This is a genomic window from Salinibacterium sp. 10G20-15 (assembly GCF_057365065.1).
The window spans coordinates 1975869-1992118 of the sequence record NZ_CP195118.1 but is presented as its reverse complement, the minus strand read 5'-3'; the positions used below and the strand labels follow the sequence as shown (position 1 = coordinate 1992118).

Genomic DNA, 16250 nt, shown 5'->3' with positions numbered 1-16250 from the left:
CTGCCCCGAACTAACCGACGAGACCCTGCACGTAAACGTGCGGGGTGAAACCGGTGAGGTCGTTAATGCCCTCACCCTGCCCAACAAGTTTGATCGGGATGCCCGTGCGCTCCTGAACCGCAAGCACGAAACCGCCCTTCGCTGAACCATCGAGCTTCGTGATGACCAATCCGGTCACTCCCGCGTGCTGAATGAACGCTTCAGCCTGAGCCACACCGTTCTGGCCCGTCGTCGCGTCGAGCACGAGCAACACCTCGGCGATCTCCGTCTGCTTCTCGACGACACGGCGAATCTTGCCGAGCTCATCCATCAGACCACTCTTGGTCTGCAAACGACCAGCGGTGTCGATAATGGCGATGTCAATGCCCTCACGCTGAGCGCGCTCCACGGTTTGGAAAGCGACGGATGCCGGATCCTGGCCCTGCTGCTGCGGACGCACGATCGATGCTCCCCCGCGCTCGGCCCACGTCGCCAACTGCTCAACGGCAGCGGCGCGGAACGTGTCGGCGGCCCCCACGACCACTGAGCGGCCGTGGCCGACGAGAAACTTCGTAAACTTGCCGATCGTGGTGGTCTTTCCGACGCCATTGACCCCCACAACCAGTACGACCGCGGGGCGGGCGCTGAGCGTGAGAGTCGGGTCGAGACGAGCGAGACGCTCCTCGAGAGTTTCGCGCAGCATCCGCTTCAGGTCTGCGGGGTCATCGGTGCGGAACTTCGCCACACTTGCTCGCAACTCATCGATGACCGACTCGGTGATGTCGGGGCCGAAGTCGGCCGAGATCATCGCGTCTTCGAGATCGTTCCACGTATCAGCGTCGATCGTGTCGCGCGCGAACATAGATTTGAGTGCGCCCGAGAGCGACCAGGATGCTGCCATGACTACAGGTTAAGGCAGGTGCCTGCCGCTTCCCTAACCGCGCTAGGCTTTTTGGATGCTCTCATTGATTCGCCATGGCCAAACTGACTGGAACGCTGCCGGACGCATGCAAGGTGCCAGCGACATCCCGCTCAACGACACCGGTCGCCAGCAGGCGCGAGAGGCCGTTGATGTTCTGCGCGATTCTGAGTGGGACGTCATTGTCAGCTCTCCCCTGCAGCGTGCGCGCGAAACTGCCCAGATCATCGCCGACGGCTTGGGCCTCGAGCTCGGCCGCAGCTACGACCTCCTCATCGAGCGCCACTATGGCGAAGGCGAAGGCCTTACCAAGTCCGAAATCGACGAGCGTTGGCCGAACAGCTCCGTGTACCCGGGGCTTGAGTCGCTGCACGATGTTGTCGAACGCGGTATCGCTGCGCTGGACGAAGTGACCCAGGACTACCCCGGAAAAAAGGTCATCGTTGTCTGTCACGGCACGATCATCCGGTACACGCTGAGTGAACTCGCGGGACGCGATTTCGACCACATTCTCAACGGCTCAGTATCGACAATCGAGAAGCTGCACAGCGGCTGGTGCGTGCACACCGTCAACGGCGAACCGCTCAAGCGAGTCGACTAGCTCGCGTCCGCTGAGGCGGTCTCTTTTGCGACGCGCTGGCCCACCACGGCGCTGATACCGTCGGCGCGCATGCTGACGCCGTAGAGAGCATCCGCAATCTCCATCGTGCGCTTTTGGTGCGTGATGACGATGAGCTGGCTCGTTTGGCGCAGGTCTTCGAAGATTGCGAGCAGGCGGCCCAGGTTGGCGTCATCGAGCGCAGCCTCGACCTCATCCATGATGTAGAACGGGCTGGGGCGCGCCTTGAAGATCGCGATCAGGAGCGCAACGGCAGCGAGTGAACGCTCACCACCGCTCAGCAGAGACAGTCGTTCGATCTTCTTACCGGCGGGCTTCACCGTGACCTCGATGCCCGTCGTTAGAAGGTCATCCGGGTTCGTCAGGAAGATGCTGCCGGTGCCACCAGGGAACAGCACAGGGAACACCTCGTTAAAGGCGTTCTTGGTGTCTTCGAACGCGCTCGCGAAAATCGACTGCATCTTGTCATCGAGTTCTTCGATGATTGTCAGCAGGTCCTTGCGCGTGTTCGTGAGGTCGGTGAGCTGCTCGGTCAAGAACTTGTGACGCTGCTCAAGAGCGTCGAACTCTTCGAGCGCGAGCGGATTTACCCGGCCCAAGCGAGCAAGCTTGCGCTCGGCCTTCTGCAGTCGAGCTTCCTGCTCTGCACGCACAAAGGGGCGACCGGATGCCACGGGCTCAGCAACCTCGTCCGAGTCACCATCCGTGGCGCGATCGTTGCGGTCAGCGATGCTGTCATCACTGCGGACGCTGCTGTCGTTGGCGCTGGCGCTGGCGTTGGCGCTGGACTCTTCGCTACGAGAGCCGCCAGCAGCCGTCGTAGGCTCGTCGCTCGGGTCGCTCACTCGATCGTCGGGAACCGGCACCTCGGGGCCATATTCCGCCACGAGTACGTCTTCGACGAGACCGAGTTCTTCGCCCGATCTCTCGAGCAGGCTCGAGAGATGCAGCTTCTTCTCGTAGATCTGCATCTCGAGGCCGTGCACGCTTTCGCTGACGGCCGAGAGGCGTTCACGCAGCGCAGACTCTTCACGACGCAATGCCGAAAGCTCTTCGTTCTGTGCTGAACGCTCTGCTTCTTTCGAGGCCAGCGAAACGCGTGCTTCCGATAGCGAACGATCAACAGAATCGAGGACCGCGGGCAACATCTCGACGACCTTGGTGGCGGATGCCATCTGTCGTTGACGAATAACGGCCAGCCGGGCCTGCTCTTGCGCTGCTTCGCGCTCACGCACGAGCTGGGCGGCGAGTTGTTCGGCGCGCGCACGCTCGGCGCGCACCCGCTCGCGGACGGTCTCCATTTCAATGCGCAGTTCGACTTCGCGCGCCCGAGCGGCATCCACTTCGGCCAGCATCGGTTCGCGTTGCGAGACATCGAGCATGGGGCGCGGAGCGGCCTGGTATTTGTCAGCCGCGGTTTGCGCACGAGCCACTTCGGTGGTCGCCTCGGCTACCGCTTCTTCGGCAACGTCGACGGCGCGGGCCAGACGGTCGCACTCGGCCTGGGCTGCTTCGGCCTGGATGCGGTGGCGGCCAAGCAATTCGGATTGCGCGGCAAGCTGGGCGTCGTACTCGCGCAGGGCAACCAGAGCGGCTTCGGCATCGGCCTTGGCGGAGGTGAGTTCACGGCGCTTTTCGTCGAGCTCGAAACTCGTGCGCTCAATCTGGGTCGTGACGACACCGAGTTTGTCGGCGGCGGCATCCCGCTCGGCAACGAGTTCGAGGCGCGAACGCTTGGCCCCAGAGCCTCCGCGCAGCACGAACTGAGTGAGTACGTCGCCGTCGCGAGTGACGAAGGTCAGGTCGGCGGCGTTCGACAGCGATCCGTAGGCGGCGCGAGCAGCCTCGAGATCGTCGGCGATGAGCACGTGAGTAAGGAGACCGTGAACACCATCAGGGGCGGTGACGACGTCGGTGGCGGGCACGGTGCCGGCCGCCGTTCCGAGCGAGACGGTCTGCTTCGCGGCGTTGGCCACAACCACTTCAACGCGACCGAAATCGCGCGAAGCAGACTCGGCCAGCGCATCAATGGCCGAATCGCGGTCGTCGGCGAGTACGGCATCCGCAAGCGTGCCGAGAGCGGCAGCGATGGCCGCTTCGTAGCCGGGCGTGATCTTCACGTGTTCGGCCACGAGACCGCGGATGCCCGAGAGCTGAGCCGCGACGAGGGCGCTTGAACCGTCTTTCTGATCGACCGCGAGCGACAGCGCTGAGTTGCGGGCGGCGAGGGCATCACGCTCACGCTCGGAGGTGTGGAGCGCTTCGCGCAGGGCTTCGATCTCCGCCTGAACGCTCGACACCTTTGCTTCGGTGGCTTCGTAGGCGGTGTCGAGCGAGCCGTCGGTTTCGATCGTGGAGTTGCCGGCCTCGGCTTCAAGGGCTTCGAATTCGGCCTGAGCGGCCTCGCGGCGAGCCTGCGCTTCGGCGAGCGCCTGCTGCTGACGCACAAGCTCGCCTTGGGCTGCGGTCAGAGTGGAGGTGGCAACTTCAACGCGAGCGGTGAGCCCGGCGCTCTCTAGCTCGTGACGCGACACGAGCGCACTCTGGGCGGCGATTTCTTCGTCGAGCGAGTCGAGCGCAGCCTTCGCTGTGGCGGTGGAAGCAGCCGCAGCGGCGACGGCCTTCTCGGCATCCGCGACACCGGCGGCAAGAAGATCGGCTTCAGCATTGACCTCGTCGACGAGGGTTTGGCTGACGCTGTTGTTGGAGACGGGCGCATCGCTCTGCTGCCCGAGTAGCGAGAGGCGCTGGTTGGCGAGCGTGTACAGACTGCGCAGGCGCTCTTGCACCGATTCGAGGCCGAAGGCCACGCGACGCGCCTCATCAACGTCGTCACCGACCTGCGCCTGTTCGAGGCGGGCTTCGCGCAACTTGTTCTGGTCGAGCTGCTCTTGCAACACGATGCGCTGCGTTTTGCGTTCGCTCTCGCTGCGGCTGAAGTCGTTGATGCTGGAGCGCAGTTCAACGACTTCGTCGGCAAGGAGGCGAGCGCGCGCATCCCGAACGATCGAAGCAATCGAGGCTGCCTCTTTGGCGATCTCGGCCTGCTGACCCAGGGGCTTGAGTTGACGACGGATCTCCCCCGCCAAGTCGGAAAGACGCGTGAGGTTCGCTTGCATCGCATCGAGCTTGCGCAGCGTCTTCTCTTTGCGACGACGGTGTTTGAGGATGCCGGCGGCTTCTTCGATGAAACCGCGACGGTCTTCAGGGCTGGCGTGCAACACCGCATCCAGCTGGCCTTGACCCACGATGACGTGCATTTCGCGCCCCAGACCGGAGTCGCTGAGGAGTTCTTGAACGTCGAGCAAACGGCATGAGGTGCCGTTGATCGCGTACTCGCTGCCGCCATTGCGGAACAGGGTGCGGCTGATCGTGACTTCGCTGTACTCAATCGGCAGCGCGCCATCCGCATTATCGATCGTGAGGATAACCTCAGCACGACCCAGCGGACCCTTGGTGGCGGTTCCGGCAAAGATGACGTCTTCCATCTTGCCGCCGCGCAAAGTTTTGGCACCCTGCTCGCCCATGACCCAGGCCAGAGCATCCACCACATTCGACTTGCCCGAACCGTTGGGGCCGACGACACACGTCACGCCCTGTTCGAACGCAAAAGTGGTCGGTTGAGCGAACGACTTGAACCCTTTGAGGGTCAAACTCTTGAGGTACACGTCACCGCCCGGTCGTTGCTGGTCTCAGCGTTGGTCAAATCTCTGACCACGTTGCTGGCCAGAACCTTGCTATACGGTACCGGATGCGCGGGGTTGCGCCGTTCTGCCGCGCAGGTGTCGCACCGCGCCCGGCCGTCGGTGACTCCAGGCAGCGCACGGGCCGCGCCTCTAGCGCGCGGCGGAGTCGCGGCGTATTCTGGTCGGCTACCTCCGTAGCGCTTACCCCCGCAGATTGGTGCGCTCATGCCAGAGATAGATATTTCGGCCCTCGAGATTCCTCGTGCGCTCGCTCGCGATGGCTCCGACGACTTCACCGCCGCGAATACCCTGCGCAATCTGACCGACGACATGGTCGGTGTGTATCCGGAGCTGGCCTACGACCCCGTCGTCGAGATCGCTGTCTGGCAACCCAGCGCCTTCGAAGAACGACGGATGCTCGTCGCCCGCGATCAGGGCCGCATCATCGGCCGCGGCGATTACACGACGACTCTGGGCGAAGACGCCGACACCGCGTGGATTCACGCCAGCGTGCATCCGGATTATCGGCGTCGCGGAATCGGCAGCCGACTGTTGAGCGAGCTCGAAACGATCGCGATGGATGCAGGCAAACGCAAGGTTCACGTCTACGTGCCCACGCTGCCGAGCGACGGTGATCTCCTCGCTGCGCCCACCGGTTACGGCGCCGTTCCTCGAGATGCTGCGGGAACGCTCTTTCTGCAGAAGCACCGCTATACCTTCGAGCAGGTTGAGCGGGTGAGCCGACTCCCGCTGCCCGTGCCCGGGTTGCACTCTCTCGTGGATGACGCGATCAAGCGGTGCAGTCGTGACTACGCCGTGCACGAGTGGGCTGGACCCTGCCCAGAGAAGTGGCGCGACGACCTTGCACTGCTCTACACCCGCATGAGCACGGACGAACCGAGCGCGGGGCTTGATCCTCCCGAAGACGTCTGGACCGCCGAACGCGTCGTCGACCACGACGAACGAGAACTCGCAAGCGGCGTAACGAGCGTTTACGCCGCGATCGAACACGTCTCGACCGGCGAATTGGTGGCGTACACCGCACTGACCGTGCCAGAGCAAGCCGATCGCGCAGTTCTCCAAGACAACACGATCGTTCTCAGCGCGCACCGCGGGCATCGCCTCGGCAATCTGCTCAAGGTGCTGAACTTGGCGCACCTCGAACGGGTAGCGCCCGGGCATCCCGCCGTCATCACCTACAACGCTGAAGAGAATCGCCCCATGCTCTCGGTCAACGAAGCGGTGGGATTCGTGCCCATTGGGTACGAGGGGGCGTGGAAGAAGGAGCTGCGGTAGGGCGAGGCTGCTCTAACGCGAACGCACCCCTCTCGGCGAGAGCTGCGGCGGCTTCGCGGATGGGATTGAACACGTGAAAATCCTGATAAAATATCATCATGGAAAATGAAGCACTGTACATCTGGTCGGAAACAATCCCCAACTGGATCATGGCGTTGAGCGCAGCCAGTGCTGCTGTGATCTTTGTCTGGCGTCGGCAAGATCGACTAGAGAGCCAAGCCCGAGCACACGACAAAATCGAAAGTGGCATAAGTGCCGCGTGGGTCAAGACCGAAATCCACGGAGAGGCCGGGGAGAAATGGGGCGTTCTGGTTACCAATAGCCTTCCCGCAGCGATCTCAAGCATCGAAATCGCCTGCACTGGAAACAATGGCACGGACAAGCTCACGCACAAGCGCCTTCAGCCCGGGACGCACTTTTTCGAGTCGCTTGGCGCGACCCACGAATTCCCTTGGTCGCTACCCAAGACAAATATCGGCAACCACAACTTCATCACAGTCAGCGCTCGACACGCGGTGAACAGCGTGTCATTCACCTACAAGGGGTCTCAGTTTACGACGACCGCTTAGCGGCGCGAACGCGCTGACAGAACTTACAGAAGTGCGAACCCCGGTTCATGAAGCTCTCGCGCACGACCTCGCGACCACAGCGCGGGCACGCCCGACCTTGCTGGCCGTAGACGTTGAGCGAGTGCGCGAAGAAGCCGGATTCGCCGTTCACGTTGAGGTACTGCGTGTCGAAGCTCGTGCCGCCTTCGGCGAGAGCCTTAGAGAACACCGCCCGCACTTCCGCGAGCAACTGCACGGCTTTCGCGCGGCTGAGGGTTTCGGTGGGCTGGTTGTAGTGCACACGCGCGGCCCAGAGCGCCTCATCCGCATAAATGTTGCCGACCCCGCTGATGAGAGTCTGGTCCAGTAACGCCCGCTTCACTCCTGTGCGCTTCGCCTTCAGCGACCGCAAGAACTTTGCATCGTCGAAGAAGGGGTCGAGCGGATCACGCGCGATGTGAGCGACTTGGCGCGGCACCGCGAAAGCGGGCTGATCAACGGTGGGCAGCATGCTGTCGATCGCCATCGAGCCGAAAATACGTTGGTCGACAAAGTTGAGGCGCAGTGCGCCGTGGTCAGGATGATCAAGTTCGATGCGGATGCGCGTGAGCCGGTCATCCGTACTCCGATCGCGAAGAAGCACCTGCCCGCTCATGCCGAGATGGGTGACGAGCGCTTCGCCGTGAGTGTCAGCGCTGTCTGCGTAGGCACTATCAGCGAGCGGAAGCCACATGAACTTGCCGCGGCGCTGAGGGGTGAGGAACGTGCGACCGGTCAGACGGTCGATAAAGTCTTCACTCGGCCCCTCATGGCGACGCAGAGAGCGCTCGTCGAAGACGGTGACGGATGCCGCAGTCGCGCCAGTAACCGCCGGTTCGAGCCCTGCGCGCACAACCTCAACCTCGGGAAGTTCAGGCACGCCGATTACTTCGCTGCGGCTTGGAGGATGGTCCAGGCTTCGAGCGCAGCAGCCATTTCGGCCTGCTTCTTGCTGGAGCCGATACCTGTCGCAATTACTTCGTCGTCGAGGCAGACACTCGCGTGAAAACGCTTGGAGTGATCGGGGCCGCTATCTTCGATGCGATAGTCGGGAGCCCCACGCCCGATCTGGGCGGCGAGCTCTTGAAGGCTCGTCTTGGGGTCCATCGCGGCGCCGAACCGTGCAGGATCAGCCAGCAGAGGGGCGACGAGGCGGAGGACGAGCGCTGTGGCTTCGTCCCCGCCGAGGTCGAGATAGGCAGCACCGATGATCGCCTCAACGGTGTCTGCCAAAATGGACGGCTTTTCACGGCCGCCCGTTTGCTCTTCTCCCTTGCCGAGGCGAATGAACGCGCCAAGACCAATGAGGCGCGCGATTTCGGCAAGAGCTACAGAAGAAACGAGACTAGCCCGGCGCTTGGCAAGGTCTCCCTCGTCAAGCTCCGGGTTATCGCGATACAGCTTGACCGTTACTGCCTGGCCAAGAATTGAATCACCAAGAAATTCGAGTCGCTCGTTATGCGCGATGCCGCCGTTTTCGTACGCGAAAGAACGGTGCGTCAACGCAAGCGTGAGCAACTCGGGATCAATGTTGACCCCGAGCACAGCGGAGAGCTCAGCAGGTGAGCTGGAGCCCGTCATCGCTATTTTCGACCCGAGTAAGTGGAGACTAGTTAAACGTCAGCGACCTTGCGGCCCTTGTACTCCATGTACAGGGGGGTGCCGGCGGAGTCTTCGACTACCTTGGCGCGGTGCGGGAGGCTGTAAACGGTCTTGCCGTTCTCAACGGTCTTGACGAGAGCGGTAGGCGTTGCCTTCCACTGGGCGCGGCGCATGCGGGTGCTTGCCCGCGACATCTTGCGCTTGGGTACTGCCATGACTAACTCTTTTCTTCTTGGGTCTCAGGTGAATCATCCGCATCGGTCACGTTGTGATCATGCGAGTCTTGCGTGAAATCTTGGAGGCCGGCCAACGCTGCCCAGCGAGCATCGATGGGCGCTTCGTGTTCGTGTCCTGGATTATCGAGCAACCGAACCCCACACTCAGGGCACAGGCCGAGACAATCTTTCTGACAGACCGGCTGGAACGGAAGTGACAACACTACCGAATCCCGCACTACAGGTTCTAAATCGACATGCTCGTCAATAACCGTGTAGTCAAAAGCTTCGTCCTCAGAATACGCGAAAAGTTCCTGAAACTCGACCCGGACAGTCATCGTGACGTCAATGAGGCATCTAACGCATTCTGCTTGAGCTTGTCCCGAGACAACAGCGTCGACTAAAACTCCGTCATGAAGCGATTCGAAACGGCCATTGATCGTCAGCTGAGACCCCGCCGGCACCGCAATAACGGCAGTGCCAAAGGCTTCGGGTACGACAACAGTGATGGAGTGCTCTCTCATCTCACCGGGACGGTGAATAAGATCGCGCACCATCACGGCGTACGGGTTCTCGCTGATTCTAGACACGATCGACAATTCTACCCCCGGGACGGCCCTGCTGTCGCCCCCCGGTCAACGATCCCTCAGTCTCCTGACCCGCGGATGAGCACCGGCGGGTGCGCGGGTCGGTGTAGGCACGAGCATCCGCGCTTCTCTAGACTGGTGCGACAGACCCGTGCGCTTGGTATGGCGTGGTTGGTTTGCCCAGGATTGGGCTTCCGGTCTTCTTGAAACACTTTTTCGTTTTCGTGGTGCACTCTCGCGCCACCCTTCGCCGTTTCTCGAAAGGCCCCATGTCCACTCTTAGCCGTTCCCTTTTCGCTACTCGCCCCGACAATCACCGCACGAGCACTCGCGCAACCGTCGTTCGCAGTGCGGCCGTTCTCGCAGTGTCGGCTCTCGCCCTCAGCGGTTGCGCCACCGAGACGCCCGAGGCCACCGCCTCCCCGGATGCCAGCGCGCAGAGCGTCGACCTCAGCAACTGTGGGTTCGACGTCAGTTTCGACGCCGCCCCCGAACGCGTCATCACGATCAAGTCGTCGACCACCGAAATGCTGCTGGCGCTCGGGCTGGGCGATCGCATCATCGGCACCGCTTTTCAGGACGGTCCCGTGCCCGAGCAGTGGGCATCCGACGCTGCCGACCTCACCTCGATCGCCGAGCGCGTACCGAGTGAAGAAGCAGTACTCGACCTCGAACCCGACCTCGTCTTTGCCGGATGGGAATCGACCTTCAGCGCAGACGGCGCCGGCGAGCGCGCCGACCTCACCGCGCTGGGCATTAACACCTTCGTTGCGCCCTCGGCGTGCCAGAGTGCCGAACAGCCCGCTCAACTGAGCTTCGACAACGTCTTCAGCGACATCGAGACGGTAGCGTCGATCTTCCGGGTGGATGCGACCGAGATCGTGGCAGAACAACGCGCTCAACTGGCCGCGATCGACGCGAATGGCGACTCCCGCACCGCGCTGTGGTTCTCGTCAGGATCCGACACCCCGTATGTGGGCGCCGGCATCGGAGCACCGCAGTTGTTGCTCGATACCGTCGGGCTGACCAACATCGCTGCCGACATCGACTCCACGTGGGCTCCCTTCAACTGGGAAGCCGTCGTTGACGCCGACCCCGACTTCATTGTGCTCGTGGATGCCGCCTGGAACACCGCAGACAAGAAGATCGAAGTTCTTGAGACGAACCCTGCAACCGCTAACCTCAGTGCTGTGAAAGCTGGCCGTTACCTCGTGGTGCCGTTCGCAGCGAGCGAGGCTGGCGTGCGCAGTGTTGAAGCCGCCGCCAGCTTGTCGGCCCAGATTGCGGAGCTTGATGGCTAAAGCTTCTCCGCTCGCTCTCGGCACCGCCCTTGCGATCGCACTGCTGGTGTCGATCACGGTGGCGGTGACGATCGGCCCTGCCGACATCCGCTTCGATGAAGTGTGGCGGTCGATCGGGAGTCATCTCGGTATCGGGGTGAGCCCGCTGAGCGAACTTCGGGATGGCATTGTGTGGCAGTTGCGACTGCCACGAGTGCTGACCGCTGCGGCGGTGGGCGCGGGGCTGGCGTTGAGCGGTGCCGTGATGCAGGCGATTACGCGTAACCCACTCGCCGATCCGTACCTCTTGGGGCTGTCGTCGGGCGCTGCGCTCGGTGCCGTCTCGGTGTTGCTTTTGGGCGCCGCCGTGCTGCTGCCGCTCGCGGCTTTTGTGGGAGCGTTGCTCGCTCTCACCCTGACGTTGCTGCTCGCGGGGTCGCTGGGGGCGATCACACCCTCGCGCACCGTCTTGGCGGGTATCGCCGTCTCGGCACTCGCCTCGGCCATCACGAGCTTTGTCATCTTCTGGAGCGTCACGGGCGACTCGTATCGCGAAGTGCTCTCGTGGCTGCTGGGTTCGCTCAGCGGAGCGCGCTGGCCCGCCGTCGGCATCACGATGGTCGCCATCATCGTGATCGGTATTCCCGTGATGCTCACGGGCCGTCTGCTTGACTCCTTTGCCTTTGGCGACGTGCAGGCAGCGTCGCTCGGCGTGAACGTCAGCGCCACTCGCTGGGGGCTGCTGGCGGCATCCGCTCTCGTTACGGGTGCCATGGTGTCGGTGAGCGGCTCGATCGGCTTTGTGGGGCTGATACTGCCGCATGCCGTGCGGCTGCTCGTGGGGCCAGGCCATCGCGCTCTACTCCCCCTCAGCGCCCTCCTCGGTGCTGTCTTTCTCGTCTGGGCAGACACTCTTGCCCGCACCCTCTTTGATCCTCGCGAGATTCCCGTGGGCATCGTCACCGCGATGATCGGCGCCCCCATCTTTGCGTTCCTCCTCACGCGGCGAAAGAGCTCAACATGAGCGACGACAACGTGGGCGACAGCAGGGGCGCCGCCAGCCTCCATAACCACAGCAACCTCGGCGAGGACAGCGGCCTTGTCGCCGAACGCATCCGCGTCACCACCGACGGCACCCTGCTCATCGACGACGTCGACTGCACGGTCGCGCGCGGCTCCCTCAGTGCGCTCGTCGGGCCAAACGGTGCCGGCAAATCGACGTTGCTGCGTGCTCTCACCGCCGTGCAGACTCCCGCCGCGGGTAGCGTCACGTTCGGCAGCCACGATCTGCTCGGGATGCCCCGCCGCCAACGCGCCCGCCTCGCCGCGTTCGTGGAGCAAGACGCCACCACCGACACCTCCCTCACCGTGGGAATGGTCGTCGCGCTCGGCCGCCTGCCGCACCAGTCACTGTGGGACGCCGACTCCCCCGAATCTGCCGCCATCATCGCAGCGAGCCTCGAGACGGTCGACATGACGGCGTTCCGCGAGCGCGAGTTTCAGAGCCTCTCCGGCGGTGAAAAGCAGCGCGTGATGCTGGCCCGGGCGCTCGCCCAGCAGCCGCAGCTGCTCACCCTCGACGAACCCACCAACCACCTCGACATCGCCGCCCAGCTGGCGGTGCTCGAACTGCTGTCGAGCCTGCGCAGCACCGGCGTGACCGTGCTGGCTGCCCTTCACGATCTCTCCCTCGCGGCGAGCTACTGCGACCACATCATTGTGCTGTCCCATGGTCGCGTGGTGGCGGCGGGGGCGACTGAAACTGTGCTGACCGAACAACTGATCGCCGAGGTGTATGGCGTTACGGCATCCATCCTGCGCAATCCCGTTACGGGCAAGCCTGTGATCGGTTTCAGCCCGGCGTAGTCGCTGACTAGCGGTCGAATGCCGTGCGGGGCGCGAGAGTCGCCGCGATCCGGGCCCTCCAGCCGGCGGATGACCGCAGCGAGGCCAGCACGCTGGTCACGGCTTCTCGGCGCACGGGTTTCGGGTGCGGACTGAAGGCGGATGCCTCCACGGCGGCAAGCACGGCGGCCAGAGCAGAAGGCGGCGAGGTCGACGAACTCGGCGAGCTTGTTGAATCGGCGCCCGAGGTGACGAGGCCGAGCTGAGCTGCGAGCTGCTCGTGCTGTTGGCGCGGAGTGGAGTTGCGGGAGACGGCCACCCCAAGATCGGCGGCGCTATCGCAAATCTCTCGCCACGCCAGAGCCACGTTTCCGCGACCAACCGCACGTAGTCGCAGACCGCGACGAACGGCCCGCACGAGGGCGGGAATCGCCAGCAAGAACGGAATGGTCAGCAGCAGCAACCACCACGGTGAAATCTGAGTCTCGCCCGGCGTCGAGTTGTCAGGGATGTCATCACGCGGCACGTCGGGGCGAGCTCCCGGAGTTGCGCTCGCGGTGGGAGTGGCGGTGGGTTCAGGCTTCGACTCATCGACATCCGGAGTGCTCGGATCGTCGTTCACGCTTTGCGCGAAGCGCGGTGTACTGCCGACGGAGGTTGTCGGCTCGAACCGCACCCAACCGACGGTCGGGAAATAAAGCTCCGGCCACGAATGCAGGTTGTCGGTCGTGACGGCGTAGCGCACCTCATCCGTCTCTGAGTTCACCTGTCGCTGACCCGGGGTAAAGCCGACGACCACGCGGGCAGGGATGTCGAGGCTGCGAGCCATGGCCGCCATTGCCGAGGCGAAGTGCACGCAGTAGCCGCTCTGGGCGGAGAGGAATTCGCCGAGTACTTCGGCGCCCGAACCGTCGTAATCCTCGGCGACGGGTGCCTCTTCGGAGTACGTGAAATCGCCGTTGCGGAAGAATTTTTGAAGGGCTAAGGCTTGGTCGAAGCGCGTCGCTTCGGCCCCCGCCACTTGTTGAGCAGTTTCGGCCACGACAGCCGGCAACGACTCCGGCAGCGCCAGATACTTTTCGAATCCCTCCGGCAATTCGGTCGGTGCCGCTTCCAACTGCTCGATCGTCGGCGCTGGCGTGATGTACGACACTTCGTAGTTCGCGTCTTTGGAGTTCGCGAACGAACTGGCCACCGTTAGGCCCTCGGGCTCCCACACCCACCCGCGCCCGGCATCCGTGATGCTGGTGGCGGCGTACGGTACCGGCAGTAGCTTTCCCCGCAACCGCTGGATCTGAATCTGCATGACGTTTTCGGTTCGAGGCACCTCATCAGAGAGCCCCTGGGCGGGAGCGAACTCGTCAACGGTGTTTGCGTCGTCGAGCTCACGTTCGGAGGGACTCCACGTTTCGTCGCTGAACTCATCGAGCGCAGCCACTCTGAGGTACTCGTCACCCTCGTCAGAGAAGTAGGTCAGCGCGAGCAGCGCAGAGTCACGCCGCAGATCGTTACTCAGGTTGAGGATCGGGTTCACACCGGTAGAGATCAGGCCCGTCGCACTCGACGATGACTCCCCCGGTTCAACGCTCGGCAAGAGCACAGGAACAATCAGCGCCAGCACGAGCGCGCTTGCCACAACTGGCCATGCGGCACGCACCGTCGTTCGCTCCCCCGCGACGAGCAGGATGCCGGCGTAGGCGAGAGCCGTCACCGCGAAGCCGAACGCGTCGTGCAGCTCGCTGCGCACAAAGGCAGGGACGGCGAGCATGATGAGCAGGGGAAGCGCCGTCAGCGCCGGTCTCCGCAACACGAAGGCAATGGCATCCATCGCGACCGAGAGCCCCACCGCACCGAGGCAAATCAGAAAGACAATGCCGGTGTCGGCATCCGCCGGAAACCGCTGACTTTCCATTGACGACTGACCTTGCGCAATCAGCGCGCCAAAGCGATCGAAGGTGTCGAGGGTGGGGATGATGCCGACGATTGCGGTAGCGGGCGCAAAGAACAGGGTGAGGGTCGCGAGCCCAGCCGCGGCCCCCACGAGCGATCCGATCCAGGCGCGCGCAATGAGCGTGTGAGCCACGGCAGCGACGGCAAGCACCACGATTACGACGCCGATGTACGGGAACCACCACGCTCCCTCGGTGAGCACTTCGCCCAGACTGCTCGCCGCAACCCCGAGCGCCAGAGCGAGAGTGCCGCTCAGCGACCAGATGCGCACGCGTCGTTCGTGAGCGCGCAAACTACGAGCGCGGCTCGCCTCAGTTGTTGTCACGGTGTGCCCTCGACTCCGCAACGAACAGCGTCCACGCCTCGGCAACATCATCGAACGACTGCACCGCAATGACCTTCCACCCGGCATCGCGCAGTTCATCAGCAACAGGCTGCCGCGCCGGGTCACCCGTGCGCGCGAAATCTCCGAAGCTCGACGACGACTCCACCACAAATGCCACAGCAAGGACGCCGGCAAGCGCCTGACGTCGCAAGTACGCCACCGTTTCAGGCTCAGGATGCGCGACGAGCGCCAGCACGGGGCCTCCCGCGCTCGTGCTCGGCACCGGTTCACCCCACCAGCCCGGCGCGCTTTCGACGGGTCCGAACGTAGCGAGGCGGGTCAGGAACTCGTGTTCCTCAGCAGCCCGCCGGTGCACGATCGACGCCTCCGCCAGCTGGGAGGGACCCGTTTCGATGACCTCGACGAGAAAGCCTTCGCGCTTGAGTTGAACGGCGGCAGAGGCGAGCATACTGACGATCCACTCGAAACGCGGGCTGCGAGCGGCTGCGGTGATCGCACCGCTCGAGAGGCCCACGGATTCGTTACGGCCAGCATCCGGGTATCCCGCCAATCGGGTATCCACGATGATGCGGGCCTCGGGGTAACTGTGCTGCTCCTCTTGGCGCACCATGAGGCTGCCGTGGCGGGCGGATGCTCGCCAGTGCACCCGGCGCATCGCATCGCCGCGGCGGTACTCCCGCGTCATCGCATCATCGTCGTCACCGGCCGACCGTCGCTGAAGCACCCGAGCTTCACCGTCCCCCGACTGAGCGAGCAATGCCGACTGGGTCAACGTGACGACTCGCGGCGTGACGGTCAGTTCAGTGACACCGCCGACGCTCCAGGTGCCATGAGCCAACGCCAGCGGGTCAATGCTCTGCAGCAAGAGCGGGCCGATCTCAAAGATGCCGCGATCGCGCGGGGTAAGCGAGTACGTGAGTTGTGCGGCACTGCGCTGATTGAGCCCGCCCACTCGAGCTGACAGCGGCGGCAACCAGCCACTTGCTGTCGCCCACGGCTGCCAGGGCAGACCATCAGCCCAGTGCACCCCGCGAAGACCCGTGCGCGCATAATTATCGACCCGTAACGTGACCAGGCTTGTAGTGCCGGCCTCCACGACCGGGAAAGCGAACTGACGCGTGAGGGCCAGCGAAGTTTCTCGAGAACGCACGAGCACCCCCGCCATCAGCGGCAGGGCCAGGGCGAAGCATCCGGCATATAACAGAATCGGCATACCTGCCGCGTAGCCCGCCACAAGCCCTAGCCCGCCGAGCGCCACGAAGGCGCTGCCGCGGTTGGTGAGCCGCACCACGCGCAGCGCAACGCAGAGAGCTCGGAACGGACGAAGGCGAGGCATCAG

General features: G+C 63.5%; 14 protein-coding genes. 6 read left to right on the top strand and 8 right to left on the bottom strand.

The annotated features are described in order from the left end of the window. Positions 1–10 precede the first annotated feature (10 nt). Positions 11–880, bottom strand: a complete 870-nt coding sequence (gene ftsY / locus ACR3YK_RS09590; RefSeq protein WP_486174663.1) for a signal recognition particle-docking protein FtsY — start codon at positions 878–880, stop codon at positions 11–13. Positions 881–935: 55 nt separating this feature from the next. Between ftsY and ACR3YK_RS09585 the strand changes: the two genes are divergently transcribed. Beyond that, a complete protein-coding gene (locus ACR3YK_RS09585; protein ID WP_486174662.1) occupies positions 936–1499 on the top strand; it encodes a histidine phosphatase family protein in 564 nt (187 codons plus the stop codon). Here the strand turns inward: ACR3YK_RS09585 and smc are convergent. Then, entirely contained in the window at positions 1496–5185 is a 3690-nt protein-coding gene (smc, locus tag ACR3YK_RS09580) for a chromosome segregation protein SMC (protein WP_486174661.1), read from the bottom strand. The two genes, ACR3YK_RS09585 and smc, sit on opposite strands and share 4 nt — an antisense overlap. 243 nt (positions 5186–5428) lie before the next feature. Here smc and ACR3YK_RS09575 point away from each other — a divergent pair, with 243 nt between their 5' ends. Both ACR3YK_RS09575 and ACR3YK_RS09570 read left to right on the top strand, forming a co-directional pair. After that, a complete protein-coding gene (locus tag ACR3YK_RS09575; RefSeq protein WP_486174660.1) occupies positions 5429–6499 on the top strand; it encodes a GNAT family N-acetyltransferase in 1071 nt (356 codons plus the stop codon). Positions 6500–6597: 98 nt separating this feature from the next. Further along, positions 6598–7068: a hypothetical protein gene (locus ACR3YK_RS09570; RefSeq protein ID WP_486174659.1), complete on the top strand. Its 471-nt coding sequence runs from the start codon at positions 6598–6600 to the stop codon at positions 7066–7068. Here the strand turns inward: ACR3YK_RS09570 and mutM are convergent. From mutM to ACR3YK_RS09550, 4 genes are read right to left on the bottom strand one after another with little or no spacing between them, the layout of a single operon-like run. After that, positions 7052–7966: a bifunctional DNA-formamidopyrimidine glycosylase/DNA-(apurinic or apyrimidinic site) lyase gene (mutM, locus tag ACR3YK_RS09565; protein ID WP_486174658.1), complete on the bottom strand. Its 915-nt coding sequence runs from the start codon at positions 7964–7966 to the stop codon at positions 7052–7054. The two genes, ACR3YK_RS09570 and mutM, sit on opposite strands and share 17 nt — an antisense overlap. A gap of 5 nt (positions 7967–7971) precedes the next feature. Continuing rightward, positions 7972–8667, bottom strand: coding sequence for a ribonuclease III (rnc, locus tag ACR3YK_RS09560; protein ID WP_486174657.1), 696 nt, complete (start codon positions 8665–8667; stop codon positions 7972–7974). 32 nt (positions 8668–8699) lie between these two features. Further along, complete coding sequence (gene rpmF / locus ACR3YK_RS09555) at positions 8700–8903, bottom strand: 50S ribosomal protein L32 (RefSeq protein ID WP_100388572.1); 204 nt, start codon at positions 8901–8903, stop codon at positions 8700–8702. A 2-nt stretch (positions 8904–8905) separates the two neighbouring features. After that, positions 8906–9493, bottom strand: coding sequence for a YceD family protein (locus tag ACR3YK_RS09550; protein WP_486174656.1), 588 nt, complete (start codon positions 9491–9493; stop codon positions 8906–8908). A gap of 266 nt (positions 9494–9759) precedes the next feature. On the opposite strand from ACR3YK_RS09550, the gene ACR3YK_RS09545 reads away from it, so the two are divergent. The 3 genes from ACR3YK_RS09545 to ACR3YK_RS09535 are packed head-to-tail and all read left to right on the top strand — an operon-like array spanning position 9760 to position 12636. Next, the gene (locus ACR3YK_RS09545; protein ID WP_486174655.1) at positions 9760–10791 is read left to right on the top strand and encodes a putative F420-0 ABC transporter substrate-binding protein; all 1032 of its coding nucleotides are present in this window, start codon (positions 9760–9762) and stop codon (positions 10789–10791) included. Beyond that, positions 10784–11794 carry a putative F420-0 ABC transporter permease subunit gene (locus ACR3YK_RS09540; protein WP_486174654.1) on the top strand — a complete coding sequence of 337 codons (1011 nt, stop codon included), beginning with the start codon at positions 10784–10786 and terminating at the stop codon, positions 11792–11794. Before ACR3YK_RS09545 ends, ACR3YK_RS09540 begins: the two co-directional genes overlap by 8 nt. Further along, positions 11791–12636, top strand: a complete 846-nt coding sequence (locus ACR3YK_RS09535) for an ABC transporter ATP-binding protein (RefSeq protein WP_486174653.1) — start codon at positions 11791–11793, stop codon at positions 12634–12636. The genes ACR3YK_RS09540 and ACR3YK_RS09535 overlap by 4 nt, the downstream gene beginning before the upstream one ends. 7 nt (positions 12637–12643) lie before the next feature. Here the strand turns inward: ACR3YK_RS09535 and ACR3YK_RS09530 are convergent, their stop codons facing one another. After that, the gene (locus ACR3YK_RS09530) at positions 12644–14890 is read right to left on the bottom strand and encodes a transglutaminase TgpA family protein (RefSeq protein WP_486174652.1); all 2247 of its coding nucleotides are present in this window, start codon (positions 14888–14890) and stop codon (positions 12644–12646) included. After that, positions 14877–16247, bottom strand: coding sequence for a DUF58 domain-containing protein (locus tag ACR3YK_RS09525; RefSeq protein ID WP_486174651.1), 1371 nt, complete (start codon positions 16245–16247; stop codon positions 14877–14879). The genes ACR3YK_RS09530 and ACR3YK_RS09525 overlap by 14 nt, the downstream gene beginning before the upstream one ends. Positions 16248–16250: the final 3 nt, after the last annotated feature.

Excerpts from the sequence above, each read along its gene's own strand:
- rnc (WP_486174657.1), bottom strand. The coding sequence starts at position 8,667 with ATGACGGGCTCCAGCTCACCTGCTGAGCTCTCCGCTGTGCTCGGGGTC.
- ACR3YK_RS09545 (WP_486174655.1), top strand. The coding sequence starts at position 9,760 with ATGTCCACTCTTAGCCGTTCCCTTTTCGCTACTCGCCCCGACAATCAC.
- rpmF (WP_100388572.1), bottom strand. The coding sequence starts at position 8,903 with ATGGCAGTACCCAAGCGCAAGATGTCGCGGGCAAGCACCCGCATGCGC.
- ACR3YK_RS09525 (WP_486174651.1), bottom strand. The coding sequence starts at position 16,247 with ATGCCTCGCCTTCGTCCGTTCCGAGCTCTCTGCGTTGCGCTGCGCGTG.
- ACR3YK_RS09575 (WP_486174660.1), top strand. The coding sequence starts at position 5,429 with ATGCCAGAGATAGATATTTCGGCCCTCGAGATTCCTCGTGCGCTCGCT.
- ACR3YK_RS09570 (WP_486174659.1), top strand. The coding sequence starts at position 6,598 with ATGGAAAATGAAGCACTGTACATCTGGTCGGAAACAATCCCCAACTGG.
- ACR3YK_RS09585 (WP_486174662.1), top strand. The coding sequence starts at position 936 with ATGCTCTCATTGATTCGCCATGGCCAAACTGACTGGAACGCTGCCGGA.
- ftsY (WP_486174663.1), bottom strand. The coding sequence starts at position 880 with ATGGCAGCATCCTGGTCGCTCTCGGGCGCACTCAAATCTATGTTCGCG.
- ACR3YK_RS09535 (WP_486174653.1), top strand. The coding sequence starts at position 11,791 with ATGAGCGACGACAACGTGGGCGACAGCAGGGGCGCCGCCAGCCTCCAT.
- ACR3YK_RS09540 (WP_486174654.1), top strand. The coding sequence starts at position 10,784 with ATGGCTAAAGCTTCTCCGCTCGCTCTCGGCACCGCCCTTGCGATCGCA.